19 protein-coding genes and 2 tRNA genes are annotated in these 25,952 nt (G+C 67.1%); 13 read left to right on the top strand and 8 right to left on the bottom strand.

Going from position 1 to position 25,952, the window contains the following annotated elements:
• The first annotated feature begins 40 nt into the window (after positions 1 to 40).
• The 6 genes from pal (at position 41) to AB7P10_RS12935 (ending at position 3,728) form a co-directional block, all read left to right on the top strand.
• Complete coding sequence (gene pal / locus AB7P10_RS12960) at positions 41 to 628, top strand: peptidoglycan-associated lipoprotein Pal (protein ID WP_428294273.1); 588 nt, start codon at positions 41 to 43, stop codon at positions 626 to 628.
• 5 nt (positions 629 to 633) lie between these two features.
• The gene (gene ybgF / locus AB7P10_RS12955) at positions 634 to 1,416 is read left to right on the top strand and encodes a tol-pal system protein YbgF (RefSeq protein WP_428294272.1); all 783 of its coding nucleotides are present in this window, start codon (positions 634 to 636) and stop codon (positions 1,414 to 1,416) included.
• Positions 1,417 to 1,474: 58 nt separating this feature from the next.
• A complete protein-coding gene (locus AB7P10_RS12950) occupies positions 1,475 to 2,590 on the top strand; it encodes a YeeE/YedE family protein (RefSeq protein ID WP_428294271.1) in 1,116 nt (371 codons plus the stop codon).
• Positions 2,587 to 3,417, top strand: coding sequence for a tRNA threonylcarbamoyladenosine dehydratase (locus tag AB7P10_RS12945; RefSeq protein ID WP_428294270.1), 831 nt, complete (start codon positions 2,587 to 2,589; stop codon positions 3,415 to 3,417). The genes AB7P10_RS12950 and AB7P10_RS12945 overlap by 4 nt, the downstream gene beginning before the upstream one ends.
• Positions 3,418 to 3,490: 73 nt before the next feature.
• Positions 3,491 to 3,566: transfer RNA gene (locus tag AB7P10_RS12940), tRNA-Lys, on the top strand.
• Positions 3,567 to 3,652: 86 nt separating this feature from the next.
• Positions 3,653 to 3,728, top strand: a tRNA-Lys gene (locus tag AB7P10_RS12935).
• A gap of 68 nt (positions 3,729 to 3,796) precedes the next feature.
• On the opposite strand, the gene AB7P10_RS12930 is transcribed toward AB7P10_RS12935, so the two are convergent.
• The 8 genes from AB7P10_RS12930 to AB7P10_RS12895 all read right to left on the bottom strand — a co-directional run bounded on the left by AB7P10_RS12930 (position 3,797) and on the right by AB7P10_RS12895 (position 12,307).
• Positions 3,797 to 4,045 carry a GlsB/YeaQ/YmgE family stress response membrane protein gene (locus tag AB7P10_RS12930; RefSeq protein ID WP_428294269.1) on the bottom strand — a complete coding sequence of 83 codons (249 nt, stop codon included), beginning with the start codon at positions 4,043 to 4,045 and terminating at the stop codon, positions 3,797 to 3,799.
• Positions 4,046 to 4,129: 84 nt separating this feature from the next.
• Positions 4,130 to 6,130, bottom strand: coding sequence for an ATP-binding cassette domain-containing protein (locus tag AB7P10_RS12925; RefSeq protein WP_428294268.1), 2,001 nt, complete (start codon positions 6,128 to 6,130; stop codon positions 4,130 to 4,132).
• Positions 6,127 to 7,032, bottom strand: a complete 906-nt coding sequence (gene prmB, locus AB7P10_RS12920; RefSeq protein WP_428294267.1) for a 50S ribosomal protein L3 N(5)-glutamine methyltransferase — start codon at positions 7,030 to 7,032, stop codon at positions 6,127 to 6,129. The genes AB7P10_RS12925 and prmB overlap by 4 nt, the downstream gene beginning before the upstream one ends.
• A gap of 9 nt (positions 7,033 to 7,041) precedes the next feature.
• Complete coding sequence (gene dapE, locus AB7P10_RS12915; protein WP_428294266.1) at positions 7,042 to 8,208, bottom strand: succinyl-diaminopimelate desuccinylase; 1,167 nt, start codon at positions 8,206 to 8,208, stop codon at positions 7,042 to 7,044.
• Positions 8,208 to 9,368: a PilT/PilU family type 4a pilus ATPase gene (locus AB7P10_RS12910; RefSeq protein WP_428294265.1), complete on the bottom strand. Its 1,161-nt coding sequence runs from the start codon at positions 9,366 to 9,368 to the stop codon at positions 8,208 to 8,210. The genes dapE and AB7P10_RS12910 overlap by 1 nt, the downstream gene beginning before the upstream one ends.
• A gap of 37 nt (positions 9,369 to 9,405) precedes the next feature.
• Positions 9,406 to 10,230 carry a 2,3,4,5-tetrahydropyridine-2,6-dicarboxylate N-succinyltransferase gene (gene dapD / locus AB7P10_RS12905; RefSeq protein WP_428294264.1) on the bottom strand — a complete coding sequence of 275 codons (825 nt, stop codon included), beginning with the start codon at positions 10,228 to 10,230 and terminating at the stop codon, positions 9,406 to 9,408.
• A 40-nt stretch (positions 10,231 to 10,270) separates the two neighbouring features.
• The gene (gene dapC / locus AB7P10_RS12900; RefSeq protein ID WP_428294263.1) at positions 10,271 to 11,494 is read right to left on the bottom strand and encodes a succinyldiaminopimelate transaminase; all 1,224 of its coding nucleotides are present in this window, start codon (positions 11,492 to 11,494) and stop codon (positions 10,271 to 10,273) included.
• Between the two features lie 42 nt (positions 11,495 to 11,536).
• Positions 11,537 to 12,307 carry an MHYT domain-containing protein gene (locus AB7P10_RS12895; protein WP_428294262.1) on the bottom strand — a complete coding sequence of 257 codons (771 nt, stop codon included), beginning with the start codon at positions 12,305 to 12,307 and terminating at the stop codon, positions 11,537 to 11,539.
• A gap of 254 nt (positions 12,308 to 12,561) precedes the next feature.
• Here AB7P10_RS12895 and smc point away from each other — a divergent pair, with 254 nt between their 5' ends.
• The 7 genes from smc to AB7P10_RS12860 all read left to right on the top strand — a co-directional run bounded on the left by smc (position 12,562) and on the right by AB7P10_RS12860 (position 25,802).
• Positions 12,562 to 16,080: a chromosome segregation protein SMC gene (gene smc, locus AB7P10_RS12890; RefSeq protein ID WP_428294261.1), complete on the top strand. Its 3,519-nt coding sequence runs from the start codon at positions 12,562 to 12,564 to the stop codon at positions 16,078 to 16,080.
• A gap of 19 nt (positions 16,081 to 16,099) precedes the next feature.
• The gene (locus AB7P10_RS12885; protein ID WP_428294260.1) at positions 16,100 to 17,242 is read left to right on the top strand and encodes a cell division protein ZipA C-terminal FtsZ-binding domain-containing protein; all 1,143 of its coding nucleotides are present in this window, start codon (positions 16,100 to 16,102) and stop codon (positions 17,240 to 17,242) included.
• A gap of 88 nt (positions 17,243 to 17,330) precedes the next feature.
• Positions 17,331 to 19,415 (top strand): NAD-dependent DNA ligase LigA, encoded by a 2,085-nt coding sequence (gene ligA, locus AB7P10_RS12880; RefSeq protein ID WP_428294259.1) that lies wholly within the window; start codon positions 17,331 to 17,333, stop codon positions 19,413 to 19,415.
• On the top strand, positions 19,412 to 19,951 hold the full coding sequence (gene def, locus AB7P10_RS12875) for a peptide deformylase (RefSeq protein ID WP_428294258.1): 540 nt from the start codon (positions 19,412 to 19,414) through the stop codon (positions 19,949 to 19,951). The genes ligA and def overlap by 4 nt, the downstream gene beginning before the upstream one ends.
• Positions 19,952 to 20,078: 127 nt before the next feature.
• A complete protein-coding gene (locus AB7P10_RS12870) occupies positions 20,079 to 21,500 on the top strand; it encodes an efflux transporter outer membrane subunit (protein ID WP_428294257.1) in 1,422 nt (473 codons plus the stop codon).
• Complete coding sequence (locus AB7P10_RS12865; RefSeq protein ID WP_428294256.1) at positions 21,497 to 22,618, top strand: efflux RND transporter periplasmic adaptor subunit; 1,122 nt, start codon at positions 21,497 to 21,499, stop codon at positions 22,616 to 22,618. Before AB7P10_RS12870 ends, AB7P10_RS12865 begins: the two co-directional genes overlap by 4 nt.
• Positions 22,619 to 22,628: 10 nt before the next feature.
• Entirely contained in the window at positions 22,629 to 25,802 is a 3,174-nt protein-coding gene (locus AB7P10_RS12860; protein WP_428294255.1) for an efflux RND transporter permease subunit, read from the top strand.
• Positions 25,803 to 25,952: the final 150 nt, after the last annotated feature.

The raw sequence follows: 25,952 nt of genomic DNA, 5'->3' as shown, positions 1-25,952 counted from the left end.
GCTCGCTTCCTCTTCCATTCCACGTTCTAAGGACACTCCCATGCACATCTTCTCGTTTTCCGCTCAACGCCAGTCCCTGTCGCGCGTTTCTTCCCGTTGGTCGCGCCTGGTCATCGGTCTAGGCTTTGCCGCCGTGTTGGCCGCCTGCAGCTCCGGCGTGAAGCTCGACGATGTTCCGGTGGAAGACCGTGCGGGGACGGCCACGGGCGCCGCGGGCTCGGGTGGACAAACCGGTGGTGTGGACCAGCGTGGCGTTTCGGGCGTCACGGTCAATGGTGGGGACGCCGCGCAGCCCGATTCCGTGGGCCGCATCGTCTACTTTGACTACGACAGCTTTGAAGTGAAGGCCGAATACGCGTCGACGCTGGAAGCCAACGCGCGGTACCTCAATGCCAACCGCAGTCGGCGGGTCAACCTCGAAGGCCACACCGACGAACGCGGTGGCCGCGAATACAACCTGGCCCTCGGCCAGAAGCGCGCCGAGGCTGTGCGCCGCGCCCTGTCGCTGCTGGGCGTGACGGACGCGCAGATGGAAGCGGTGAGCTTCGGCGAGGAAAAGCCTGCCCAGGTTGGTTTTGACGAGACGGCATTCAGCAAGAACCGCCGCGTTGAACTGACCTACCGTTGAGTCACATGTTCACTCGAGTGCACCCCGCTTCAGGTCTGGTCGGCGCCTGTGCCATGGCCGTGGCGGCCTTGTGGCCGCTGCAGGCGCATGCCCTCTTTGGCGACGACGAGGCCCGCAGGGCGATCATCGATCTGCGGCAGAAGGTCGAGGCCAGCCAGAAGGCAACCGATGCCGCCAACGCGGAAATGCGCGAGAGCGACGCGGCCACGCGCCGCAGCCTGATCGATCTCGCCAACCAGATCGAACAACTGCGTTCCGAGCTGGCCCGACTGCGAGGCCAGAACGAGCAGCTGGCTCGCGAAGTCTCCGAGTTGCAGCGTCAGCAGAAGGATGTGCAGGCCAGCGTGGACGAGCGCCTGCGCAAGGTCGAGCCGCTGCGCATCGAACACGATGGTCAGACCTTCAACGCCGCGCCGAATGAAAAGCGCGACTTCGAGGCGGCCATGGACCTGCTGCGCAAATCCGACTTCGGTCCGGCTGCGGGTGCGTTCAACAGCTTTCTGCAGCGCTACCCGGCCAGCGGCTACCGGCCTTCGGTGCTGTACTGGCTGGGCAATGCCCAGTACGCCAGCCGCGACTACAAGGCGTCGGTGGACAGCCACCGCCGGCTCGTGAGCGAATTCCCGAGCCACCTGCGCTCGCCCGAGGCCATGCTGGCCATGGCCAACAGCCTTATCGAGCTCAAGGACACCAAGGGGTCGCGCCGTGCGCTGGACGACCTGGTCAAGACCTACCCGAACTCGGAGGCCGCAGCCGCCGCGCGCGAGCGGATCGCCCGCCTGCGTTGAGCCTGGGCGCGTGACCTGGCGGCGGTGAGGTCGGTGGCCGCCTCCTACAATGGCGGCCATGGATATTGCCGACATTCTCACTTTGCAGACCCAGGTGCTCTGGGCTGCCTTTGCCGTGGCCGTGGCCTTCGGCTTCATCGCGCAGCGCACGCATTTCTGCACCATGGGTGCGATCAGCGACGTCGTCAACATGGGCGACTGGACGCGCATGCGCATGTGGGGCATGGCGGTGGGCGTGGCCATGGTGGGCTTCTATGCCCTGGCCTGGCTGGGCTGGATCGACCCTGGAAAGACCCTCTATACCTCGGCTCGCGTGATCTGGCTGTCGGCGCTGGTCGGCGGGCTCATGTTCGGTTTCGGCATGGTGCTGGCGTCGGGTTGTGGCAGCAAGACGCTGGTGCGAATCGGCGCGGGCAGTCTCAAGTCGGTGGTGGTGTTCATCGTCATGGGCCTCAGCGCATTCGCCACGCTGCGCGGCGTGTTCGGTGTGCTGCGCGTCAATACGGTAGACAAGGCCGCGTTCGATTTGCCGGTGGGCAGCAGCGCCATACCTGTCTGGATCTCCAGTGGGTTCGGTCTCGATCCCTCGCTCACCGGGGTGCTGATGGCGCTGCTGGTGGGTGGGGCGCTTGTGCTTTGGGCACTGGTCGGTCCCGAGTTTCGCAACTTCAACAACTTGCTCGCCGGCCTGGGACTCGGTCTGGTCATCGTTCTCATGTGGTGGGTCAGTGGCCGTCTGGGTTTCGTGGCTGAACACCCGGAAACGCTGGAGGCGGTCTACCTCGGTTCCAACAGTGGGCGCATGGAGTCGCTCACCTTCACCGCACCCATGGCCTACACACTGGACTGGCTCATCTTCTTCAGCGACACGTCCAAGTTGCTGACCTTCGGTGTGGTCACGGTGGTGGGTGTGGTGGTGGGATCGCTGGTGTGCGCCCTGATCGAAAGCAGCTTCCGTTGGGAAGGCTTTCACGGCACGCAGGACACGGCGTTGCACATTGTTGGTGGCGCGCTCATGGGTGTCGGCGGTGTCACGGCGCTGGGCTGCACGGTGGGACAAGGTTTGTCGGGCCTGTCCACGCTCAGCATCACCAGCGTGATCGCCGTGACCGGCATCGTGCTCGGTGCCGTGGCCAGTCTGCGCTTCCAGATGTGGCTGCTGGATCGCGAGTGAACACGACGCTGCCGGCCGACGTTTTCGAACGCCGTTTCGGTGGTCTGCGCCGGCTCCATGGCGTGGACGGGGCGCAGCGCATCTTCGACGCACATGTGATCGTGGTCGGTATTGGTGGCGTGGGCTCATGGGCGGTTGAAGCCCTCGCTCGCAGCGGTGTGCGCAGGCTCACGCTGATCGATCTCGACCATGTGTCCGAATCCAACATCAACCGCCAGATCCATGCGCTGGAGCCCACGCTCGGGCAATCCAAGGCCGAGGCGATGCGCGAGCGCATTGCCCTGTTTCATCCCGGTTGCATGGTCGATGTGATTGACGATTTCGTTACCCCTGACAACTGGCCCGGCCTGCTCGATGCGCTGCCCGGCATGGCGCGGCCGCCCTCGGCCCTGATCGACGCCTGCGACCAGGTGCGCGCCAAAGTGGCACTGGCCAGTTGGGCGCTGGCCCGCTCCGTTCCTTTCGTGACAGTGGGCGCAGCCGGTGGCAAGCGAGAGGCGCAGGCGGTGGAAGTGGCCGATCTCGCCGACACCACGCACGACCCTTTGCTGGCTCAGCTGCGCTACCGCCTGCGCAAGCACCACCACGGCGCACGACAGGGCCGCATGGGCGTGGCCTGTGTGTTCAGTCGCGAGGCCGTGACCCCTCCTGATGCCTCCTGCGAACTCGGAGCCAGCGATGGCTCGCTCAACTGCCATGGCTACGGCTCCGTGGTGAGCGTGACCGCGACTTTCGGACTGTGCGCCGCGGGCTGGGTGATCAATGCCATGGCGGCTGGCGCAAAAAAAACGCAGCCCCTTCAAAGGCGTGTGACAACAACGCTATAATTTGAGGCTTGGCGTAGCAGTCGATAAGACTCGAATCCAGTTCTCGCATCTGGTGTTCACGCAAATCCCCCCGGGGGCGTTAGCTCAGTTGGTAGAGCAGCGGACTCTTAATCCGTAGGTCGAGTGTTCGAGTCACTCACGCCCCACCATCTTCGGATGGACAAGGCCTGACGCCGTCAGGCCACCGCATCGAGTTGGAATTGCTGCTCTGTCGGGGCAGCATTTCGGTTTTGATGGGACGTTAGCTCAGTTGGTAGAGCAGCGGACTTTTAATCCGTTGGTCGGCAGTTCGAGCCTGCCACGTCCTACCAAATGAAAGGCCCTGGTCGCAAGCCAGGGCCTTTTTTCATTGTCTGTCCGGGCGCCGGGCGGCCTGTGTTCACTTCTTCTTGATGAAGCCGTAGATCACCAGAAGGATGATTGCGCCGATCACGGAGGCGATGAAACCAACCGGCTGGCCGGGTTGGTACAGGCCCAGCGCTGCGCCCAGATAGCCGGCGACGAATGAGCCGGCGACGCCCAGCACGGCGGTCATGATCCAGCCCATGCCATCGTCTCCGGGTTTGATCGCGCGCGCGACGAAACCCGCAATGAGACCAATGAAAAGAGTGGCAAGTATCGACATCATGTGGAGTTCCTTCCTGGGGTTGCTGATGGACGCCGTGCGTGGGCGGCAACGGCAGCATACCCCAGCCGCCTTGGGGCGGGGAACTCAGGTGCCTGCCGCTTCAATCGCTTCTTGCAATTCCAGCCAGCGCACTTCCAGCACGTCGTTTTCATCGTTGACGGCCTTGAGCCGGCGACCGGATTCGGCGATGTCGGCGGGATTGCCAGGTTGGCTCAACGCACTTTCGAGCCGGGCCTTTTCTTGTGCCAGTTGCGCCATGCGTGTCTCGGTCTTCTCCAGCTCCTTCCGCAAGGGCTTGGTCTTTTCCGCCTGTTGCTGGCGGCGCTGAGCGTCCGCGCGCTTCTGCTCTGGCGCACGACCAGCTTCCGCGGATGGAGCCGGAGCGGTCGCCGTGGCGGTGTCGGGAGCCTGCGCGCGGGACTGGCCCCGCTGCTCCTGACGCTGTGCCTCGCGCGACTGTTTGGCCATGTCCAGCAGGTAGCGCTGGTAGTCGTCCAGGTCGCCGTCGAAGGGCGCGATGCCCCCCCGGGAAACCAGCCAGAACTCATCACACACCGCGCGAAGGAGGGCGCGGTCGTGGCTGACCAGCATCACCGTGCCTTCGAATTCGTTGAGCGCCACCGACAGGGCTTCGCGGGTGGCAAGGTCGAGGTGGTTGGTGGGTTCGTCGAGCAGAAGCAGGTTGGGGCGCTGCCAGACGATCATGCAAAGCACCAGCCGCGCCTTCTCACCGCCGCTCATACTGCCCACGCTTTGCTTGACCTGGTCCCCGGTGAAGTTGAAGTTGCCCAGGAAGCTGCGCAAGTCCTGCTCGCGCGTGGGTTGCCCGCTCAGGCGCCCTTGCGCGGTGCAGTCGCGCACCAGGCGAATCATGTGTTCCAGCGGTGTATCGGCCGGGCGCAGCACGTCGAGTTCCTGCTGGGCGAAGTAGCCGATGTTCAGACCCTTGCCTTCGGTGATCTGACCCGCCAGCGGAGCGAGGTCGCGCGCGATCGTCTTGACGACGGTGGATTTGCCCTGGCCGTTGGCCCCGAGGATGCCGATGCGCTGGCCCGCGAGCACCGAGCGGCTGATGCCACGCACGATGGCCACCGGCTCGCCGCCAGCTTCTCGCGGTGGGTAGCCAAAGGTCACGCCCTCCATGGCCAGCATGGGGTTGGGCAGGTTCTGAGGTTCGCTGAACTCGAAATTGAAATCTGCCTCGGCCAGCACGGGGCCGATCTTTTCCATGCGCTCCAGCGCCTTCACGCGGCTTTGCGCCTGCTTGGCCTTGCTGGCCTTGGCCTTGAAGCGGTCGATGAACTTCTGCAGGTGCGCCATTTTTTCCTGCTGGCGTGCATAGGCGGAAGCTTGCAGCGCCATCTGTTCGGCGCGCATGTCCTCGAAGCGACTGTAGTTGCCCCCATAGCGGTTGAGCTGGGCGCGCTCGATGTGCACGGTGACGTTGGTGACGGCGTCGAGGAACTCGCGGTCATGGCTGATCACGAGCATGGTGCCTTCGTAGCGTTGCAACCATGCCTCCAGCCAGACCAGCGCGTCCAGGTCCAGGTGGTTGGTGGGTTCATCGAGCAACAGCAGTTCGCTTGGGCACATGAGCGCGCGCGCGAGCTGCAGGCGCATGCGCCAGCCTCCCGAGAAACTGTCCACCGGTCGTTCCAGCTCGTCGGTGCGAAAGCCCAGGCCCAGGATGAGGGCCTGCGCGCGGGCCGCCGCGTCGTGGGCGCCCGCGTCATGCAGCTCCATGTAGGCGTGGGCCATGCGCTCGCCATCACCGCTGTCTTCGGCCGCGGCCACTTCCTGCTGCGCGGCGAGCAGCGTCACGTCCCCCTCGATCACGAACTGTGTGGCCGACATGACGGTCTCTGGCATGTCCTGCGCAACCTGGGCCATGCGCCACTGTGCGGGCACGGTGAAATCGCCCTTGTCCTCGTGCAGCGTGCCGTCCAGCAGGCGGAACAGGCTGGACTTGCCCGCGCCGTTGCGGCCGACGAGACCGACCTTTTCGCCGGGATTGATGGTGCAGGAGGCGCCATCGAGCAAGACCTTCGCCCCGCGGCGAAGGACCACATTCTTCAGAGTGATCATGGGGTGGACGCCTGCGGGGAGGGCAGCGTCAGAAGGGATTCAAGGGTGAGCAGCAGCACCTGGTCGTCGCCCGCGCTGGTGTCGAGCCAGATGGCTTCGAGCTGCGGGAAGGCGGCCTCGAAGTGCGCGCGTTCGTTGCCGATTTCGAGCACCAGCACGCCGCGCGGCTTGAGGCAGGCCGGCGCGTCGCGAAGCAGGCCGCGGATGAAGTCCATGCCGTCCCGGCTGCCCGCGGTGTTGCCATCCAGCGCCAGGGCGGGTTCGGCCAGGTATTCGGGTGGCAGCGCTGCCATGCTCTGCGCATTCACGTAGGGCGGGTTGCACAGAATCAGGTCCCAGGGACCGCGACAGTCGTGCAGGCCGTCGGACTGAACCAGCTGGATGCGGTCCTGAAGGCCATGGCGTTCGACATTGATGCGGGCCACCTGGAGCGCGTCGGTCGAGATGTCCGAGCCCGTGACCCGAACGTCGGGGTAGGCCATGGCGGCCAGCACGGCCAGGCTGCCATTGCCGGTGCACAGGTCGAGCACGTCGCGCGAGTGCTCGTCCAGCCAGGGGTCGATGGATCCCTCGGCCAGCAACTCGGCGATGAAGCTGCGCGGCACGATGGCGCGCCGGTCAACGTGGAACGAGACGCCCTGGAGCCACGCCTCCCCAGTGAGGTAGGCGGCGGGTTCGCGGGTGTCGATGCGGCGCTGGATCAGCGCCAGCGCCTTGGCATGCTCTGTGGGGCTGACATGGCGGTGGGCCAGTGCTTCAAGGTCGCTGTCCAGTGGCAGGCCCAACTGCCACAGCAGCAGCCACGCGGCCTCGTCCCGCGCGTTGGTCGTGCCATGGCCGTAGGCCAGCTGCGCGGCTTCCAGGCGCTGACTCGCTTGGGCCAGGAGGTCTCTCAGGATCACGGGGTGTTCTCAGGCACTGGCCCGTGCGGCCAGGTGCTCCAGGGTGCGGCGGTAGATGTTTTTCAGCGGTTCGATGTCCGCGAGCGCCACGTGTTCGTCGATCTTGTGGATGGTGGCGTTGGGCGGGCCCAGCTCGATCACCTGTTCGCACACCTGGGCGATGAAGCGCCCGTCGCTGGTGCCACCTGTGGTCGACAGCGTGGTTTCGATGCCGGTTTCCGCCAGCACCGCCGCGCGCACCGCCTCCACCAGTGTGCCCGGGGGCGTGAGGAAGGGCCTGCCGCCCAGGGTCCAGTGCAGATCGAAGTCGGTGCCGGGCTGCAGGCCATGACTTTGCAACAGTTCGGTCAAGCGCTTCTGCAGTCCCTCGGGCGTGGACTCGGTGGAGAAGCGGAAGTTGAAATCAATCACCACGTTGCCGGGGATGACGTTGCTCGCGCCCGTACCGCCATGGATGTTGCTGACCTGCCAGCTGGTGGGTGGAAAGAAGTCATTGCCGTTGTCCCAGACGGTTCGTGTGAGTTCGGCCAGCGCGGGTGCTGCGAGGTGAATCGGGTTCCTGGCCAGGTGCGGATAGGCGATGTGCCCTTGCACACCCTTGACGGTGAGCTTGCCGCTCAGCGTGCCGCGGCGGCCGTTCTTGATCATGTCCCCGGTGCGCTCGACCGAGGTGGGTTCGCCCACGATGCACCAGTCCAGCCGCTCGCCGCGCTGCTTGAGCGCGTTGCACACGATGACCGTGCCGTCCAGGGCGGGGCCTTCCTCGTCGCTGGTCAGCAGAAAGGCGATGTCGATGGCCGGCACCGGGTGGGCGGTGAGAAATTCCTCGCAGGCGACGACCATGGCGGCAATCGAAGTCTTCATGTCGCTGCTGCCCCGCCCGAACAATTTGCCATCGCGGTGGCTGGGCACGAACGGGTCGCTGGTCCAGGCCTCGAACGGCCCGGTGGGCACCACGTCGGTGTGTCCGGCAAACACCAGTGTCGGGCGCTGGCCCGTGCCCAGGCGCGCCCAGAGATTGGTGACACGAAAGTCCGCCGGACCACTTTCCATCGTTTCACAGACAAAGCCCAGCCGCGCGAGCCGGGTCGCGATCAGCGACTGACAGCCCTCGTCACGCGGCGTGATGGAGGGGCGTGCGATCAGTTCCTCGGCGAGGCGCAGCGTGGAGGTCATCAGAATTTGACGTCGAGTGTGAACTCGGTAAACGTCGCACCTTCGCCACCTTCTTCTTCGCTCGCGTTGGCGGCATCGTTCGCCTTGCTGGCGTTGAAGTCGTTCTGCAGGCGCCAGAGCAGGTTGTTGGGGGAGTCGGCGTGGGCCAGACCCTCGTTGCGCGCCACCAGGCCATCGTTGATCAGTCGCGCGAGATCCTGCTCGAAGCTCTGCGATCCTTCGGCCAGAGACTTCTCCATCGCCTCGCGCACGCCGGAGAAATCGGCTTTCTGGATCAGGTCGGCGATCAGCGAGGTGTTGAGCATGACCTCCATCGCGGGCACGCGCCCACCGGTGTGCGTGCGCAGCAGGCGCTGCGAGACGATGGCGCGCAGCGCGGCGGCCAGGTCGCCGAGCATGGTAGGGCGCACTTCGACGGGATAGAAACTCAGGATGCGGTTGAGCGCCTGGTAGCTGTTGTTGGCGTGCAGCGTGGCCAGGCACAGGTGGCCCGACTGCGCGTAGGCGATGGCGGCCGACATGGTTTCGCGGTCGCGGATTTCGCCGATCAGGATCACGTCGGGCGCCTGACGCAGCGCATTCTTCAGCGCGATCTGCAGTGAGGCCGTGTCCGGCCCGATCTCGCGCTGGTTCACCACCGACTTCTTGTTGCGGTAGACATACTCGATCGGGTCTTCGACCGTGAGCACGTGTCCGGTGGCGCGTTCATTGCGGTAGTCGATCATGGCCGCCAGTGTGGTGCTCTTGCCTGCGCCAGTGGCGCCGACCATCAGCACCAGGCCGCGCTTCTCCATGATCAGATCGGCCAGCACGGGCGCCACATTGAGCGAGTCCAGCGCAGGGATGTCGCCCGGCACAAAGCGGATCACCACCGCGATGTGGCCCCGTTGGCGGAATGCGCTGACACGGAAGTTGCCGAGCCCTTCCAGTGGCACGGCCATGTTGAGTTCGCCGGTTTCCTGCAACTCCTCCATGCGGGTGGGCGGCACGATCTCCGAGAGCAGGTTGCGTGGTGCCTCCGGCGGCAGCACCTGGCTGTTGACCGGGATGGTCTGCCCGTTGATCTTGATCATGGCCGGCGCATGCGCCGACAGGTACACGTCAGAGGCCTTCTTGTCGGCCATCAGGCGCAGGATGCGCTCCATCGTTCCGCTGCTCATGTCGTGCCTTTCCCTGGAATGCCGAAAAAGTCCGGGCTCAGTCTCTGAGCAGGTCGTTCAGGCTGGTCTTGGCCCGCGTCTGCGCGTCCACGCGCTTGACGATGATGGCCGCGTACAGGCTGTACTTGCCGCCATCCTTGGGCAGGTTGCCACTGATCACCACAGAGCCGGCCGGCACACGGCCGTAGCTCACCTCGCCGGTGGCGCGGTCGTAGATGGGGGTGCTCTGGCCGATGTACACGCCCATCGAGATGACGGAGTTCTCCTCGATCACCACGCCCTCGACGACCTCGGAGCGCGCGCCGATGAAGCAGTTGTCCTCGATGATGGTGGGGCCTGCCTGCAGGGGTTCGAGCACACCGCCGATGCCCACACCACCCGACAGATGCACGTTCTTGCCAATCTGCGCGCAGGAGCCAACCGTGGCCCAGGTGTCGACCATGGTGTTTTCGTCGACGTAGGCGCCGATGTTCACGTAGCTGGGCATGAGGATGGCGCCCCTGGCCACGTAGCTGCCGCGGCGCGCCACGGCAGGTGGCACCACACGAACGCCGGTGGCCTTCATCTCGGCCTCGCTCAGGTGGGCAAATTTGGTCTTGACCTTGTCGAAGAAACCCAGGTCGCCAGCGCGCATGACCTCGTTGTCCTTGAGCCGGAACGACAGCAGCACCGCCTTCTTGATCCACTGGTGCACGGTCCACTGCCCCACGGCTTCGCGAGTGGCCACGCGCAGGCGACCCTTGTTGAGTTCGGCGATCACGTGTTCCACCGCATCGAGTACCTCGCGTGGTGCCGAGGCGGGCGAGAGTTCGGCGCGGTTGTCCCAGGCGTTGTTGATCAGGTCTTGCAGTTGTTGGCTCATGGGTCTCAGGGCAAAGATGAAGAAAGAAACGGGACGCGCGTCAGGCGCGCTGCGAGAGGAACGACTGGATGCGCCCGGCGGCCTCCAGGCATTCCGCCGGCTCGGCCACCAGGGCCATGCGCACGCGGCCAGTGCCCGGGTTGACGCCACCTGACTCGCGGGCCAGGTAGCTGCCGGGCAATACCGTCACATTGTATTGAGCCAGCAGCTCGCGGGCGAAGGCCTCGTCGGCGCTGAGGCCGGGCACGGCTGTGGCAAACGAAGGCGGCACACCGGCCCAGAGGTAGAACGACGCGTCGGGCAGCGCCACGTCCAGCACCTGCGCCAGCAGCGGCGTGACCTGGCTGAACTTCTCGCGGTACTGGCGGCGGTTGTCGACCACGTGGTCCTCGTCGCCCCAGGCGGCGATGCTCGCGGCCTGGACCACGGGGCTCATCGCGCCGCCATGGTAGGTGCGGTAGAGCAGGAAAGGTTTGATCAGGGCAGCGTCCCCCGCCACGAAACCGCTGCGCAGCCCGGGCACGTTGCTGCGCTTGGACAGGCTGGTGAAGATCACAAGGCGCCGGAAATCGCCGCGACCGAGGCGCTGCGCCGCCTCCAGGCCACCCAGAGGCGGCTCGTCGCGAAAGTAGATCTCGCTGTAGCACTCGTCCGAGGCGATCACGAAACCGTGGCGGTCACTCAGTTCGAACAGCTTGCGCCACTCGTCCAGCGGCATCACGGCACCGGCCGGGTTGCCGGGCGAGCAGACGAACAGCAGTTGCGTGCGCGCCCAGACGGCCTCTGACACGCTGTCCCAGTCGACGGCGAAGTTGCGCGCCGGGTCACTCGCCACGTAATGCGGGGCGGCGCCGCCCAGCAAGGCCGCGCCTTCGTAGATCTGATAGAACGGGTTGGGCATCACCACGGCGGCGCCCTCGCGCGTCGGGTCGATGACGGTTTGCGCGAAGGCAAAAAGCGCTTCTCGCGAGCCGTTGACCGGCAGCACCTGGGTGGCCGCATCCAGCTTCACCCCATAGCGCCGCGCCACCCAGGCGGCGCATGCCTCGCGCAGCGCGGGCGTACCGGTGGTGGCCGGGTAGCTGCTCAGGCCCGTGTCGAGCGCACCGGCCAGGGCCTGTTTCAGGAAATCGGGCGCCGCGTGCCGCGGCTCGCCAATGCCCAGGCTGATGGGGCGCAGGGCGGGGTTGGGGGTGACGTCGGCGAAGAGCTTGCGCAGCCGCTCGAAGGGGTAGGGCTGCAGGCGAGAGAGCAGGGGGTTCATGGCCCGCGATTATCGGGCTTGGTGCCACCGCTCCGGACACGCCTAGCGGCTGCGGGGCGCCAGCGCCGTCGCGGGCCTGGTGCGCAGGTTCTGCATGAACAGCTCGAACGACAGCATCAGGATCATCAGCACGGTGGTGACGATCACCAGCGTGGGCAGGCTGAAGGCACTGATGTAGCCCGTGCCCTGGGGAATGGCGGTGCGGCTGTCGGTGGTGCAGATGAACTCGGCGGCGGCCATGCCCGTGTAGTGCATGGCGCACACGGCCACACCCATCACCAGCGAGGCCAGCACACGCCGCGTCAGCGTGGGCGTGTTCAGGGCCAGCCACAGGGCGGCGGTGGCCGCGACGACGGCGATCAGCATCGACAGTGCCACGATGTCGTAGTTCCAGGCAATGAAGCCGTAGATCTTCAGGCCGAACATGCCGAGGTAGTGCATCACGACGACGCTCATGCCCAGAGCAAAGCCGCAGCCCAGCAGGCGCAGCAGGCTGTCGGGCCGCTGGGCGGCATGGCCCACGGCGAGCGATGTGGCCAACACCACCACCACCAGCGAGAGCATGGTTTCTGCCATTGAGTAGCTGCTGCCGACATCCATCTTCAGCGCCAGCATGCCGATGAAGTGCATGGACCAGACACCGATGCCGCCCAGCGCCACGCCGATGGTGAGCACGCTGGACAGCGCAGGGCGGGCGTGACCGGCCTTGATGCGCGAAGCCGCGGTGAGGGCAATCAGCGAGCCAACGACGGCGAAGAAAAAGGACAGGGCCACGAGGACTGGGTCGAATGTGGTGGTGACTGGGGAGTTCATGCTCGTACTTTCTGGTCTTAGGTCAAAGGCGTTGTATGACGGGATGTCCTGATAGCCCGAAAGCACGCATTCTGTAGGTGAAAACCCGAATATTTACCCTGCCGGGTACCGTTAATTGACCAAGCGGTCGGGAAATCCGGGGAGGGTGTGATGCGCTTCACGTGGTAACGGAGCGCCCGGACCCCGGCAGTTATGATTTCCGGTCGCTCCCGCGCGCAGCCGCGCTCGCTTCACCTGACCGTCATCGGAACGCCGTGCGTCTCAACTCGATCAAGCTCTCCGGCTTCAAGTCCTTCGCCGAACCGACCAACTTCATGCTGCCGGGTCAGCTCGTCGGCGTGGTCGGCCCCAATGGCTGTGGCAAGTCCAACATCATGGACGCCGTGCGCTGGGTGCTGGGCGAGTCCAAAGCCTCCGAACTGCGCGGCGAGTCCATGCAGGACGTGATCTTCAACGGCACCAACACGCGCAAGCCGGCGAGCCGCTCCAGCGTCGAACTGGTGTTCGACAACAGCGACCACCGCGCGGGCGGGCAGTGGGGCCAGTTCGGCGAGATCGCTGTCAAGCGCGTGCTCACGCGCGACGGCACCAGCAGCTACTACATCAACAACCAGCCGGTGCGCCGCCGTGACGTGCAGGACGTTTTCCTGGGCACCGGCCTGGGCCCGCGCGCCTACGCCATCATTGGCCAGGGCACCATCAGCCGCATCATCGAAAGCAAGCCCGAAGAGTTGCGGCTTTTCCTCGAAGAGGCCGCGGGCGTCTCCAAGTACAAGGAACGCCGCCGCGAGACCGCACACCGCCTGGCCGACACGCGCGAGAACCTCACGCGGGTGGAAGACATCCTGCGCGAGCTCAACGCCAATCTGGACAAGCTGGAGAAGCAGGCCGAGGTGGCCGCGCACTACAACACCCTGCAGGCCAGCGCCACGCTCAAGCAGCAGCAGCTCTGGTTCCTCAAGCGCAGCGAGGCCGAGTCCGACCAGGTGAAGGTGAAGAACGACGCCGCGCAGGCGGTGAACGATCTGGAATCGCGCACGGCCGACCTGCGCCGCGTCGAGGCCGATCTGGAAACCATCCGCCAGGCACACTACGCGGCCGGCGACCAGGTCAACCAGGCCCAGGGCAAGCTGTACGAAGCCAGCGCCGAGGTGGGCAAGCTCGAGGCCGAGATCCGCTTCGTGGTCGAAGGCCGCCAGCGTGTCGAGCAGCGGCTAGTGCAACTGACAGAGCAGATCGCTTCCTGGGGCACACGCAGCCAGGACGCGGCGGTCGAGCTGGAGCAACTGGCCGAATCGATGGTGCAGGCCGAGGACCAGTCGGTTGTGCTCGCGGCGCAGGGTGAGGAACAATCGGGCGCCTTGCCGGCACTCGAAGACAACCTGCGCCAGTCCCAGGCGCGCGCCAACGAACAGCGCGCCAGCGTGGCGCTGGTGCAGCAGCAAATCCAGGTGCTGGCCGCCGAGCAGCGCAATGTGGAAGAGCAGAGCCGCTCGCTCAATCAGCGGCGTGAACGGCTCGTTGCCGACCGCAACGCCCTGGCCGCTCCCGACGAGGCGCGCGTGCAGCACGCGCAGACCCAGCTCGCCAGTGCGCAGGAGGCCGCGGAGATGCACGACGCCGTGCTCCACGAGCTACAGGACAGCGTGCCGCAGCTCGACGAAGCGCGCCGCGCCGCGCAACAGGCGGTGAACCAGGAATCCGCGAAACAGGCCGACCTCTCGGCCCGCATGGAAGCGCTCAAGGCACTGCAGGAGAAGGTCAGGACCGACGGCAAGCTCAAGCCCTGGCTTGCCAGACACGGGCTGGAGGGGCTGCAGGGCCTGTGGAGCCGCATCCACATCGAGACCGGCTGGGAAAACGCGCTCGAAGCCGCGCTGCGTGAGCGCATGGGCGCGCTGGAGGTCTCTCGCCTGGACATGGTGCGCGCCTTCGGCAACGACGCGCCGCCCGCCAAGCTGGCGTTCTACAGCCCTCCGGTGGGCGCTGCCACCAGCGCCAGCGCCACCGGCCTCAAACCACTGGCGCAATGGCTGCGGCTGAACGACGCTGGCCAGCAGGCGCTGCTGGCCGAATGGCTGCATGGCTGCCTGACCGCATCCAGTCTGGAAGAGGCGCTGGCGCAGCGCGCCCAGCTGCAGCCGGGCGAGGTGATCTTCGTGGCCAGTGGCCACGCCGTCACCGCGCACAGCGTGAGCTTCTACGCGCCCGACAGCGAGCAGGCCGGCCTGCTGGCGCGTGCGCAGGAAATCGAGAACATCGACAAGCAGCTCAAGGCCCAGGTGCTGATCGCTGAGCAGGCCCGTGCGGCGCTGATCCGCGCCGAGGCCGCCTACACCGACGCCTCGCAGCGTCTGGTGAGCGCGCGCCGCGAGGCCGCCGAATCGCGCGCCCGCGCGCACGAACTGCAGGTCGAGGCCTTGCGCCTGACGCAGCAGGCCGAGCAGACGCGCGCGCGCAGCGAGCAGATCGGTTCCGATCTGGCAGAGGTCGACGCACAGCTGGAAGAGCTTCAGGAGCGCCGCGTGACCGCCGAGGCGCGGTTCGAGGAGCTCGACATGCAACTGGCCGACAGCCAGGAGCGCCATGCGCAGCTCGACGACAAAGTGATCGAGGCCGAGCGCGCGCTCAGCCAGGCGCGCGAGCAACAGCGCACGCTGGAGCGCACCGCGCAGGAAGCCGTGTTCGCGCTGCGCAGCCTCCAGGCGCGCCAGAGCGAGCTGCAGCGCGCAATGGAAACCGCCGCCACGCAGGAAAAGTCGCTCGCAGAGGAACAGCAACGGGCGGCCGATGAACTCGGCCGACTCAACGACGCCGCCGCCCAGGCCGGGTTGCAGAACGCCCTGGCCGTCAAGCTCGAGCGCGAGCAGGCGCTGGGCGGGCTGCGCAGCCAGTACGACGAACTCACCGCCAAGCTGCGCGCCAGCGACGAGCGCCGCCTGCAGCTCGAACGCGAACTGGAGCCGCTGCGCAACCGCATCACCGACTTCCAGCTCAAGGAGCAGGCCGCGCGTCTGGGTGTGGAGCAATACAGCCAGCTGCTCGAAGAAGCGCAAGCCGATCTGGCGGCCGTGTCGCAAAGCATCACCGAGGGCAACGTGCGCCTGAGCGGCCTGCAGGGAGAGATCGATCGCCTGCACCGCGAGATCCAGTCGCTGGGCGCGGTCAACCTCGCCGCGCTGGACGAACTGACCGCCGCGCGCGAGCGCAAGACCTTCCTGGATGCGCAGTCGGCCGACCTCGTCGAGGCCATGAACACGCTGGAAGACGCGATCAAGAAGATCGACAACGAAACGCGCGAGCTGCTGGGCAGCACCTTCGAGACCGTCAACACGCACTTCGGCCGCATGTTCCCCGAGCTGTTCGGCGGTGGCAACGCCAGGCTGGTGATGACCGGCGAGGAAATCCTCGACGCCGGCGTGCAGGTCATGGCGCAGCCGCCCGGCAAGAAGAACCAGACCATCCACCTGCTCTCTGGTGGCGAGAAGGCCTTGACCGCCATCGCGCTGGTGTTCGCGATCTTCCAGCTCAACCCGGCGCCGTTCTGCCTGCTCGACGAGGTGGACGCGCCGCTGGACGACGCCAACACCGAGCGGTACGCGAAGCTGGTGACGGCGATGGCCCGGGAGACCCAGTTCCTCTTCATCAGCCACAACAAGATCGCCATGGAAATGGCCGAGCAGCTGATCGGCGTGACCATGCAGGAACAAGGTGTCTCGCGCATCGTGGCAGTGGACATGGAGTCCGCAGCCGGTATGCTCGAACCCACCTGATCGCACACCCCACAGCACCATGAGCACACTGCAAATCGGTCTGGCCATCATCGGAGGGCTTGTGCTCGCGGGCGTGGTGGCCTACAACGCCTGGGTCACCAACCAGAGCGCGCCGCGCACCGTGCGCGAGCGCGGCGGCCCCGACGCCGCAAGGGCGGACCGCGACGGCGATGAAACCCTGCCGTATTCCCCCGCCGACCTGGCCGAGCACGAGATTCAGCGCATCGACCCCGTGCTGGGCGACATGCCTGGCGCGCCCGCCGCTCACGACCCTGAGGAAATTGCCGCCGCAGCCGCCGCAGTCAGCATCAACCCGACCATGGGCCAGCCACCGGAGAAGCGGCCCGGGCTGGATGCGCTGATCGACGTGATCACGCCGCTGATGCTCGAGCATGAGGTCTCGGGCGATGCGTTGCTGTCCGCGTTGCCCGGCACGCGCCGTGTGGGCAGCAAGCCGTTCGCGGTGGAGGCGCTGAGCGCGGCGACGGGCGAATGGGAGAGCCCGCGCGCGGGCCAGCGCTACCGCGCGCTGCAGGCGGGGGTGCAACTGGCCAACCGCTCTGGTGCGCTCAACGACATCGAGTTCTCCGAGTTCGTGGTGAAGGTGCAGGCCTTTGCCGATGCGGTTGGCGCCGCGCCGGATTTCCCTGACATGCGCGTCGAGGTCGCCCGCGCACGCGAACTTGACGCCTTTGCCAGCGGGCACGATGCCCAGCTTGGTTTCACGTTGCGCGCACGCCGCGCGGCCTGGAGCCCGGGCTACGTGGCGCAACACGCGGCCCGCCTTGGATTTGTGCCCGGTGCGCTGCCTGGGCGCATGGTTCTCTCGGGCAGCCACAGCGGGCAGGCGCCGGTCCTCAGCCTGGTGTTCGACCCCCAGGCCGCGATGGCCGAAGACCCCGAGCAAAGCGCGCTGCGCGAGATTGCGCTGTCGCTGGAAGTCACCCACGTGCCGCGCGGCGAGCAACCGTTTGCGCGCATGCGCCAGGCCGCCACCGCCCTGGCCGAGGCCATGGAAGGCATGGTCACCGACGACGGTGGCCAGCCGCTGTCCGTGGCCGCCATGGACCACATCGGCGCTGACCTCGAAAGCCTGTACGACGCGCTGGACAGCCGCGACCTGTCGGCGGGTTCGCCTCAGGCACGACGACTTTTCTCCTGAAATCCATGAACCCCCACGCTCCACCGCTGCGCGGGTCGCTGCCCCCCGAGGGGGCTGGTCTGCCTTGGGGCGGCCCGGCGACAGCCCGATGACCTCCGACCTGTTCGCCGAGCCGCCTTCGCCGGCCGCGCGCGCCGCCGATCTGCGCGCGCAACTGCATCACCACGCGCACCGCTACTACACACTGGACGAGCCGGAGATTCCCGACGCCGAGTACGACCGGCTGTTTCGCGAGTTGCAGGCGATCGAAGCCGCGCACCCCGAGCTGCTCACGCCGGATTCGCCCACGCAGCGCGTTGGCGGGCGCGTGCTGGACATGTTCACGCCCGTGCGCCATGCCGTGCCCATGCTCTCGATCAACACCGAGACCGACACCGAACCCAGCGGCGCGCGCAACTTTGACGCCCGGGTGCGCCGCGCGCTCGGCCTGAGCGAGTCCGACCCGCCCGTGGACTATGTGGCCGAACTCAAGTTCGACGGCCTGGCCATGAGCCTGCGCTATGAGGACGGCGTGCTGGTGCAGGCCGCCACGCGCGGCGATGGCGAAGTGGGCGAGGACGTCACCACCAACGTTCGCACCATTGCGCAGGTGCCACTGCGCCTGCCGGCGGACGCCCCACCCGTACTGGAGGTCCGCGGCGAGGTTTACATGCGCCGCGACCGGTTCGAGACGCTCAACGAGAAGCAGCGTGCCAAGATCGCCGCCGGCGCCAAGGGTGAAAAAACCTTCGTGAACCCCCGCAACGCCGCGGCGGGCGCGGTGCGCCAGCTCGATTCCCGGATCGCCGCGCAACGGCCCCTGAGCTTCTTCGCCTACAGCTGGGGCGAGGTGCAGGGCGATGCAAATCCCCCCGCCACCCAGTACGACTGGCTCATGCGCCTGAAGGCCTGGGGTTTTCCGGTCGCCGAGCAGACCACGCTGGCCGCCGGCGCGGACGCGTTGGTGGCGTTTCACCAGCGCATCGGTGCCGGTCGTGACCAGTTGCCCTACGACATCGATGGCGTGGTCTACAAGGTCAATTCGCTGGCGCTGCAGAAACAGCTCGGCTTTGTCACGCGCGAACCGCGCTGGGCGGTGGCGCACAAGTACCCGGCCCAGGAGCAGCTCACCACCGTGCAGGCGATCGACGTGCAGGTGGGTCGCACCGGCAAGCTCACCCCGGTCGCCAAGCTCGCGCCGGTGTTCGTGGGTGGGGTGACCGTGACCAACGCCACCCTCCACAACGAGGACGAAGCCCGCCGCAAGGATGTGCGCGTGGGCGACACGGTGATCGTGCGCCGTGCCGGCGACGTGATCCCCGAGGTGGTCTCGGTGCTCGTGGACAAGCGCGTGGGCGATCCACCGCCCTTCACGATGCCGACCCAGTGCCCGGTGTGCGGCAGCGACGCGGTGCGCGAGGAGGGTGAGGCCGATCACCGCTGCACCGGTGGCCTGTTCTGCGCCGCGCAGCGCAAGCAGGCCATCCTGCACTTCGCGCAGCGCCGCGCGGTCGAGGTCGAGGGCCTGGGCGAGAAGCTGGTCGAACAACTGGTCGACAGCGGACTGATCAAGACCCTGCCCGATCTCTACAGGCTGGGCTTCACCACCCTGGCGGGCCTGGAACGCATGGCCGACAAATCCGCACAGAACATCGTGGACGCGCTGGAAAAGTCCAAACGCACCACCTTGCCACGCTTCCTCTTCGGCCTGGGCATCCGCCACGTGGGCGAGGCCACGGCCAAGGAAATGGCGCGCCACTTTGGCCAGCTCGACCGCATCATGGACGCCAGCGTGGACCAGTTGCTGGAGGTCAGTGACGTGGGGCCCGTGGTGGCGCAAAGCATTCGCACCTTCTTCGACCAGCCCCACAACCGCGAGGTGGTGGAGCAACTGCGCGCTTGCGGCCTGACCTGGGAAGAGGGCGAACCCGCGGCGCGTGCGCCGCAGCCACTGGCGGGCAAGACCTTCGTGCTCACCGGCACCTTCCCCTCGCTCAGCCGCGACCAGGCCAGGGATCTGCTCGAAGCCGCCGGCGCCAAGGTGGCCGGCTCGGTGAGCAAAAAGACTGACTACGTGGTGGCCGGTGCCGAGGCCGGCAGCAAGCTGGAGAAGGCGCAGTCGCTGGGCGTCGCCGTGCTGGACGAAGCCGGCATGCTGGCTTTGCTCAACGCCCCGGAGGCGCAGACGCCATGACCGTCCACGCCATCCTCAAGATGGGCGACCCGCGCCTGCTGCGCCATGCCCAGCCCGTCGCCGCCTTCGACACGCCCGCGCTGCACCGGCTCGTGGCGGACCTGCAGGAGACGATGGCCGCGGCCAGCGGTGCCGGCCTGGCCGCTCCGCAGATCGGGGTTGATCTGCAGGTGGTGATCTTTGGCAGCGGCCTGCCCAACCCGCGCTATCCGGATGCGCCGCCGGTGCCACGCACCGTGTTGATCAACCCCGTCATCACCCCGTTGGGCGATGAAGAGGAAGAGGACTGGGAAGGCTGTCTCTCGGTGCCCGGCATGCGCGGCGTGGTGCCGCGCTGGCGGCGCATCCGCTACCAGGGCTTTGATGCGCAAGGCCGGGCGATCGATCGCGAGGCCGAGGGCTTTCATGCCCGTGTGGTGCAGCACGAGTGCGATCACCTCCGGGGCATGCTGTACCCGATGCGGGTGCGCGATTTCACCCGTTTCGGATTCACCGAGGTGTTGTTCCCCGGGGTGGCCGCGGCCGAGGACGACTGAAGCCCGTCTGGGCGCGTGGGGCAGGGCGTTACAAACCGTCTCGGCATTGAAAAGTATTGAAATGTTCGGATCGGGAAATCGACTAGAGTCTTTCCCGGACCACAACCGATCAGGGACTCCCAATTCCATGAAGCGAATGCTTGCCGTGGTGGCCAGCGCCGCCTTGCTTGGCGCCTGCAGCGTCACCCAGCCACCGGCCGACGTGCCGGTGGATCTGCCCACCCGGTGGTACGCGCCACCCTTGCCCCACCAGGGCAGTCCGGAAGAACTCACCACCTGGTGGAGCCGGTTCGACGACCCCTTGCTCACCGACTGGATCGCGCGCGCGCAGGCGCTGAGCCCGAACGTTGCATCGGCCCGTGCGCAGGTGTTCGCTGCCCGTGCGGCGCGCCTGGGCGTGCAGGCGCAGACCGGCCCGCAGGTGGACGCCATCGCGCGCGCCAGCCGCGGCCTGACCGACCCCACCACCCCTCTGGGCACCACGCTCAGCGCGGGTCTGCAGGCTTCATGGGTGGTTGCGCTCTGGGGTGAGCGCGACGCGCGCCTGGGCAGCGCGCAGGCACAGCAGGACGCCGCGAGTGCCGGCTGGCACGAAGCCCGCGTGCTGGTGGCATCCGAAGTCGCGCAACTGTATTTCGCGCAACGGCTGTGCCGCGTGCAACTGGCGGTGGCCGAGCGCGACCGCGACTCGCGCGCCGTGACGGCCGAGAACAACGCCGTGTCCGAACGCGCCGGGCTGACCGCCCCGGCGGTGGCCGCGCTCGCGCGCGCCAGCAGTGCGGAGAGCGCGGCGCGCTACCGCCAGCAGAACGAACAGTGCGAGCGGCAGGTGAAATCGCTCGCGGCGCTCACCGGGATGGCCGAGCCGGACCTGCGCCAGCAGCTCGCTGCCGCGACGGACCTGCCGCGTCCGGAGCGGCTTGATGCCTTGCTCTCGGTGAACGCGGTGCCGGCCGAGGTCATCCGCCAGCGGCCCGACATCTACCGCGCGCAGCGCGAACTGGTGGCCGCCAGTCAGGACGTGGGCGTGGCACGCGCGGCCCTGCTGCCGGGTCTGACGCTGCAGGGCAGCCTGCTGCGCAACCGGTTTTCCGGTGGCGGCATCGAAGGCAACTTCAACACCTGGTCGATCGGCCCGGTGACGCTGAGCCTGCCGCTGCTCGGGCGCGACAGCCTGCGCGCCAGCGCAGACAGCGCCCAGGCCCGCTACGAAGCCGCGAGCCTGGCCTACGCCGGCACGGTGCGCCAGGCCGTGGCCGAGGTTGAGCAGGCGCTGGTGACGCTGGCCAGCCTGAGCGAACGCGTGGCCGCCACCGACACCGCCGTGGCCGGCTACAACCAGTCGCTGCAAGGGACCGAGTCGCGCTACCGTGTGGGCCTGGCCAGCCTGAACGAGCTGGAAGAGGCGCGCCGCCTCAAGCTCAACGCCGACAGCAGCGCAGTCGCACTGCAACAGGAGCGCATCAACGCCTGGGTCCAACTCTATGTCGCGCTCGGCGGCGGCTTCGACCCCGTGAACAACCCCAACGCCCTCAAAGACCCTTCATGAACGCTGCTTCTTCGCCATCGCGCAAACGCTGGCTCTGGCTCGCCGCCGCCATCGCCCTGGTTCTGGTCCTTTTGCTGGTGTTGCGATCTGTCATCGGCCAGCCGCAGGACGAAGCCCCGCCCGCCGAGGCAGCGCCACGGCCTTCGCTCACCGTGACCGTGGCGCGCCCGGCGCAAGGGCCACTGCCGATCCGGCTGCAGGCCAATGGCAACGTCAGCGCGTGGCAGGAAGCCAGTGTGGGTGCCGAGGTCAACGGGCTGCGCCTCGCGTCGGTGAACGTCAACGTGGGTGACGTGGTGCGCAAGGGCCAGGTTCTGGCCGTCTTCGCCAGCGAAACCACGCAGGCCGACAGCCTGCAAAGCCGCGCCAGCCTGATGCAGGCCGAGGCCAGCTTCGAGAACGCCAGGGCCGACGCCGAGCGCGCGCGTTCCATCCAGGACAGCGGCGCGCTCTCGAAGTCCCAGGTGGCGCAGTACCTGACGCAAGAGAAGGTGGCGCGCGCGCAGTTCGAGGCCGCCAAGGCCGCCTTCGCCGCGACCGAGGTGCGCCTGGGCAACACCCGGGTGCTCGCGCCGGACGACGGCGTGATCTCCGCCCGCATGGCCACCGTGGGGGCCGTGGTGGGCGCGGGGCAGGAGCTCTTCCGCCTGGTGCGCCAGAGCCGCCTGGAGTGGCGCGGCGAGGTCACGCCCAGCGAGGTCGGGCGCATCCGGACGGGGCAGAAGGTGGAAGTCACGGCGGCCACGGGCGCACAGATCGAAGGCCGGGTGCGTGCGATCGCGCCCAGCGCCGACCCGCAGACGCGCAACATCCTGGTCTTCGTGGACCTGCCGCGCCACGCCGACCTGAAGGCTGGCACCTTTGCCAAGGGCAGCTTCGATCTGGGGCAGAGCGAAGCACTCACGGTGGCCAGCGAGTCCATCGTCGTGCGCGACGGCAGCAACTACGTGTTCGTGATCGACACGCAGACCAGCAAGGCCAGCCAGCGCAAGGTGCAGACCGGTCGCCGGGTGGGCGAGCGCGTCGAAATCCTCGAAGGGCTCAAGCCGGACGAGGCGGTGGCGGTGCAGGGGGCCGGTTTCCTGAACGAAGGCGACCTGGTCAAGGTGGTTCAGTGAGGGCGCGCGCATGAACGTCTCTGCCTGGTCCATCCGCAACCCGATCCCGGCGGCGATGCTGTTCGTCATGCTCACGCTGGCGGGCCTGTTCTCCTTCAAGCAGATGAAGGTGCAGAACTTCCCCGACCTGGACGTGCCCAACATCACCGTGCTGGCCACGCTGCCCGGCGCGTCTCCGAACCAGTTGGAAAACGACGTCGCCCGCATCATCGAAAACGGCCTGGCCTCGCTGCAGGGGCTCAAGCACATCTACACCAAGGTGCAGGACGGCACTGTGTCGATCACGGCCGAGTTCGTCATCGAGAAGAACACGCAGGAAGCGCTGGACGACGTGCGCTCGGCCGTGGCCAAGGTGCGTGGCGACCTGCCCACCGACCTGCGCGAACCCATCATCAACAAGATCGAACTGGCCGGTGGCGCGGTGCTGGCCTACACGGTGGCGTCCGACCGGATGGACGCCGAGGCGCTCTCGTGGTTCGTCGACAACGACGTGGCCAAGCTGCTGCTGTCGGTGCGCGGCGTGGGCGCGGTCAACCGCGTGGGCGGGGTGGACCGCGAGGTGCAGGTGCTGCTGGACCCACTCAAGCTGCAGGCCCTGGGCACCACGGCGTCGGACATCTCGCGCCAGCTCGCCAAGGTGCAGATCGAGAGCGCCGGCGGGCGTGTGGATCTGGGCGGCAGCCAGCAGCCGCTGCGCACGCTCTCTTCGCTGCAGTCGGCCGAGGCCATCTCCCGGCTTGAGCTCTCGCTGAGCGATGGCCGCCGCATCCGGCTGGACCAGATCGCCGAGATCAAGGACACGGTGGCCGAGCCCACGGCGGCGGCCTTTCTCGATGGCAAGCCGGTGGTGGGCTTCGAGGTGGCGCGCAGCCGGGGTGCGAGCGAGATCGAGGTCGGCGACGGTGTGCGCGCGAAGCTCAAGGCGTTGCAGGACGCGCGGCCCGACCTGCGCATCACCGAGTCGTTCGACTTCGTCACGCCCGTCAAGGAAGAGTTCGATGGCTCCATGAAGCTGCTCTACGAAGGCGCCATGCTGGCGGTGCTGGTGGTCTGGCTGTTTCTGCGCGACTTCCGCGCCACCGTGGTCTCGGCCGTGGCGCTGCCGCTGTCGGCCATTCCCGCCTTCATTGGCATGCACTACATGGGCTTCACCATCAACGTGGTGACGCTGCTGGCGCTCTCGCTGGTCATCGGCATCCTGGTGGACGACGCCATCGTGGAGGTGGAGAACATCGTGCGCCACATGCGCATGGGCAAGACGCCTTACCAGGCATCCATGGAAGCGGCCGACGAGATCGGCCTGGCGGTGATCGCCACCACCTTCACGCTGATCGCGGTGTTCCTGCCCACGGCCTTCATGGCCGGCATTCCGGGCAAGTTTTTCAAGCAGTTCGGCTGGACAGCCTCATTCGCCGTGTTCGCCTCGCTGGTGGTGGCGCGCGCGCTCACGCCCATGATGGCGGCCTACCTGCTCAGGCCGATCGTGACGGCCAAGGACATGCCGCGCTGGGCGCGCAGCAGCCGATTCACCGGCGCGGTCTGGCGCTGGATGAATAACCAGGACGAGCCGGCCTGGCTCAACACCTACCAGGGCTGGGCCGCCTGGTGCATCCGCCACCGCTGGATCACCATGGTCGGCGCGGGTGCGTTCTTCTTCGGTTCGCTGATGCTGATTCCGCTGCTGCCGCAGGGCTTCATCCCGGCCGATGACAACTCGCAGACGCAGGTCTACATCGAGCTGCCACCGGGTTCGACGCTGGACCAGACCATCGCCACCGCCGAGCGCGCGCGCCAGCTGGTGGCCGCGGTGCCGCACGTGAAGTCGGTCTACACCACCATCGGCTCGGGCACCGCCGGGTCCGACCCGTTCGCGCCGCAGGGCGCGGCCGAGTCGCGCAAGGCGGCGCTCACGATCCAGCTCGACCCGCGCAGCGAGCGCCCGCGCAAGCAGGGCATCGAGAACCAGATTCGCGAGGCCATGTCCAACCTGCCCGGTGTGCGCAGCAAGGTCGGCCTGGGCGGTTCGGGTGAAAAGTACATCCTGACGTTGACCGGCAACGACGCGGCCTCGATGCAGAGCGCGGCCAGGGCGGTCGAGCGCGACCTGCGCACCATCGCCGGCGTGGGCAGCATCCAGTCCACCGCGGCCCTGGTGCGCACCGAGATCAGTGTCGTGCCCGATCTGGCGCGCGCGGCCGAGATGGGCGTGACCAGCAGCGCCATCGCCGAGACCCTGCGCATCGCCACCGTGGGCGACTACGACAACGCCTTGCCCAAGATGAACCTGCCGCAGCGGCAGATTCCCATCGTGGTCAAGCTCGACGTCTCGGCGCGCCACGACCTGGCCACGCTGGAGCGCCTGGCCGTGCCCGGCAGCAAAGGCCCGGTGATGCTGGGACAGGTGGCCACGCTCAGCTTTGGTGGCGGGCCGGCGGTGATCGACCGCTACGACCGCGCGCGCAACATCAACTTCGAGGTCGAACTCGCGGGCATTGCGCTGGGCGACATGAAAACCGCGGTGGAGAAACTGCCCAGCCTGCGCAACCTGCCCCCGGGTGTCTCGGTGCTGGAGATCGGTGACGCGGAGGTGCAGGGCGAGCTGTTCGCCAGTTTCGGCCTGGCCATGCTGACCGGCGTGCTCTGCATCTACATCGTGCTGGTGCTGCTGTTCAAGGCCTTCCTGCACCCGTTCACCATCCTGGCCGCGCTCCCGCTGTCGCTGGGCGGTGCCTTCGTGGCGCTGCTGATCGCCCAGAAGAGTTTCTCCATGCCTTCGCTGATCGGCCTGATCATGCTCATGGGCGTGGCGACCAAGAACTCCATCCTGCTGGTGGAGTACGCCATCGAGGCGCGGCGCGAACACGGCCTGAGCCGGCTCGACGCCATCCTGGACGCCTGCCACAAGCGGGCGCGCCCCATCGTGATGACCACCATTGCCATGGGTGCTGGCATGCTGCCGATCGCGATTGGCTGGGGCGCGGCCGACAGCAGCTTCCGCTCGCCCATGGCGGTGGCGGTGATCGGTGGCCTGATCACCTCGACCTTCCTGAGCCTGCTGGTGATCCCGGCGGTGTTCACGCTGGTGGACGATGTGTCGCTGTTCTTCGGGCGGTTGTTCCGGCGGCGTCCGGCACAACCGGATACCACCGACTCCCTTCGCGCCAAGGGGTTGGCGGGCTCGTGAGCGCAAGGCGCTCTGCTCCGCGAATGTCCTCCGGACCGGCTTTGCCGGTCCTCCCCCTTGATTTCGCTGCGCAGAGCGCCTTGCGCTCACGAGCCAGAAGCGGTCTTGGTGATCCTCTGAACTGCGAGCCAGGAAGGCATCGGCGGCCAC

This window comes from Hydrogenophaga sp. (genome assembly GCF_050182545.1).
Lineage (GTDB): Bacteria > Pseudomonadota > Gammaproteobacteria > Burkholderiales > Burkholderiaceae_C > Hydrogenophaga.
The sequence above is the reverse complement of the archived record's forward strand: the minus strand, read 5'-3'. Positions and strand labels throughout refer to the sequence as shown.

Bases quoted from the DNA above. Each gene is read 5' to 3' on its own strand.
- dapE (WP_428294266.1), bottom strand. From the start codon at position 8,208: ATGACCTCCACGCTGCGCCTCGCCGAGGAACTGATCGCACGCCCCTCC.
- ligA (WP_428294259.1), top strand. From the start codon at position 17,331: ATGACCTCCGACCTGTTCGCCGAGCCGCCTTCGCCGGCCGCGCGCGCC.
- def (WP_428294258.1), top strand. From the start codon at position 19,412: ATGACCGTCCACGCCATCCTCAAGATGGGCGACCCGCGCCTGCTGCGC.
- AB7P10_RS12925 (WP_428294268.1), bottom strand. From the start codon at position 6,130: ATGATCACTCTGAAGAATGTGGTCCTTCGCCGCGGGGCGAAGGTCTTG.
- dapD (WP_428294264.1), bottom strand. From the start codon at position 10,230: ATGAGCCAACAACTGCAAGACCTGATCAACAACGCCTGGGACAACCGC.
- ybgF (WP_428294272.1), top strand. From the start codon at position 634: ATGTTCACTCGAGTGCACCCCGCTTCAGGTCTGGTCGGCGCCTGTGCC.
- AB7P10_RS12870 (WP_428294257.1), top strand. From the start codon at position 20,079: ATGAAGCGAATGCTTGCCGTGGTGGCCAGCGCCGCCTTGCTTGGCGCC.
- dapC (WP_428294263.1), bottom strand. From the start codon at position 11,494: ATGAACCCCCTGCTCTCTCGCCTGCAGCCCTACCCCTTCGAGCGGCTG.
- AB7P10_RS12930 (WP_428294269.1), bottom strand. From the start codon at position 4,045: ATGATGTCGATACTTGCCACTCTTTTCATTGGTCTCATTGCGGGTTTC.
- AB7P10_RS12910 (WP_428294265.1), bottom strand. From the start codon at position 9,368: ATGAGCAGCGGAACGATGGAGCGCATCCTGCGCCTGATGGCCGACAAG.
- pal (WP_428294273.1), top strand. From the start codon at position 41: ATGCACATCTTCTCGTTTTCCGCTCAACGCCAGTCCCTGTCGCGCGTT.
- AB7P10_RS12865 (WP_428294256.1), top strand. From the start codon at position 21,497: ATGAACGCTGCTTCTTCGCCATCGCGCAAACGCTGGCTCTGGCTCGCC.
- AB7P10_RS12895 (WP_428294262.1), bottom strand. From the start codon at position 12,307: ATGAACTCCCCAGTCACCACCACATTCGACCCAGTCCTCGTGGCCCTG.
- AB7P10_RS12860 (WP_428294255.1), top strand. From the start codon at position 22,629: ATGAACGTCTCTGCCTGGTCCATCCGCAACCCGATCCCGGCGGCGATG.
- AB7P10_RS12885 (WP_428294260.1), top strand. From the start codon at position 16,100: ATGAGCACACTGCAAATCGGTCTGGCCATCATCGGAGGGCTTGTGCTC.
- AB7P10_RS12950 (WP_428294271.1), top strand. From the start codon at position 1,475: ATGGATATTGCCGACATTCTCACTTTGCAGACCCAGGTGCTCTGGGCT.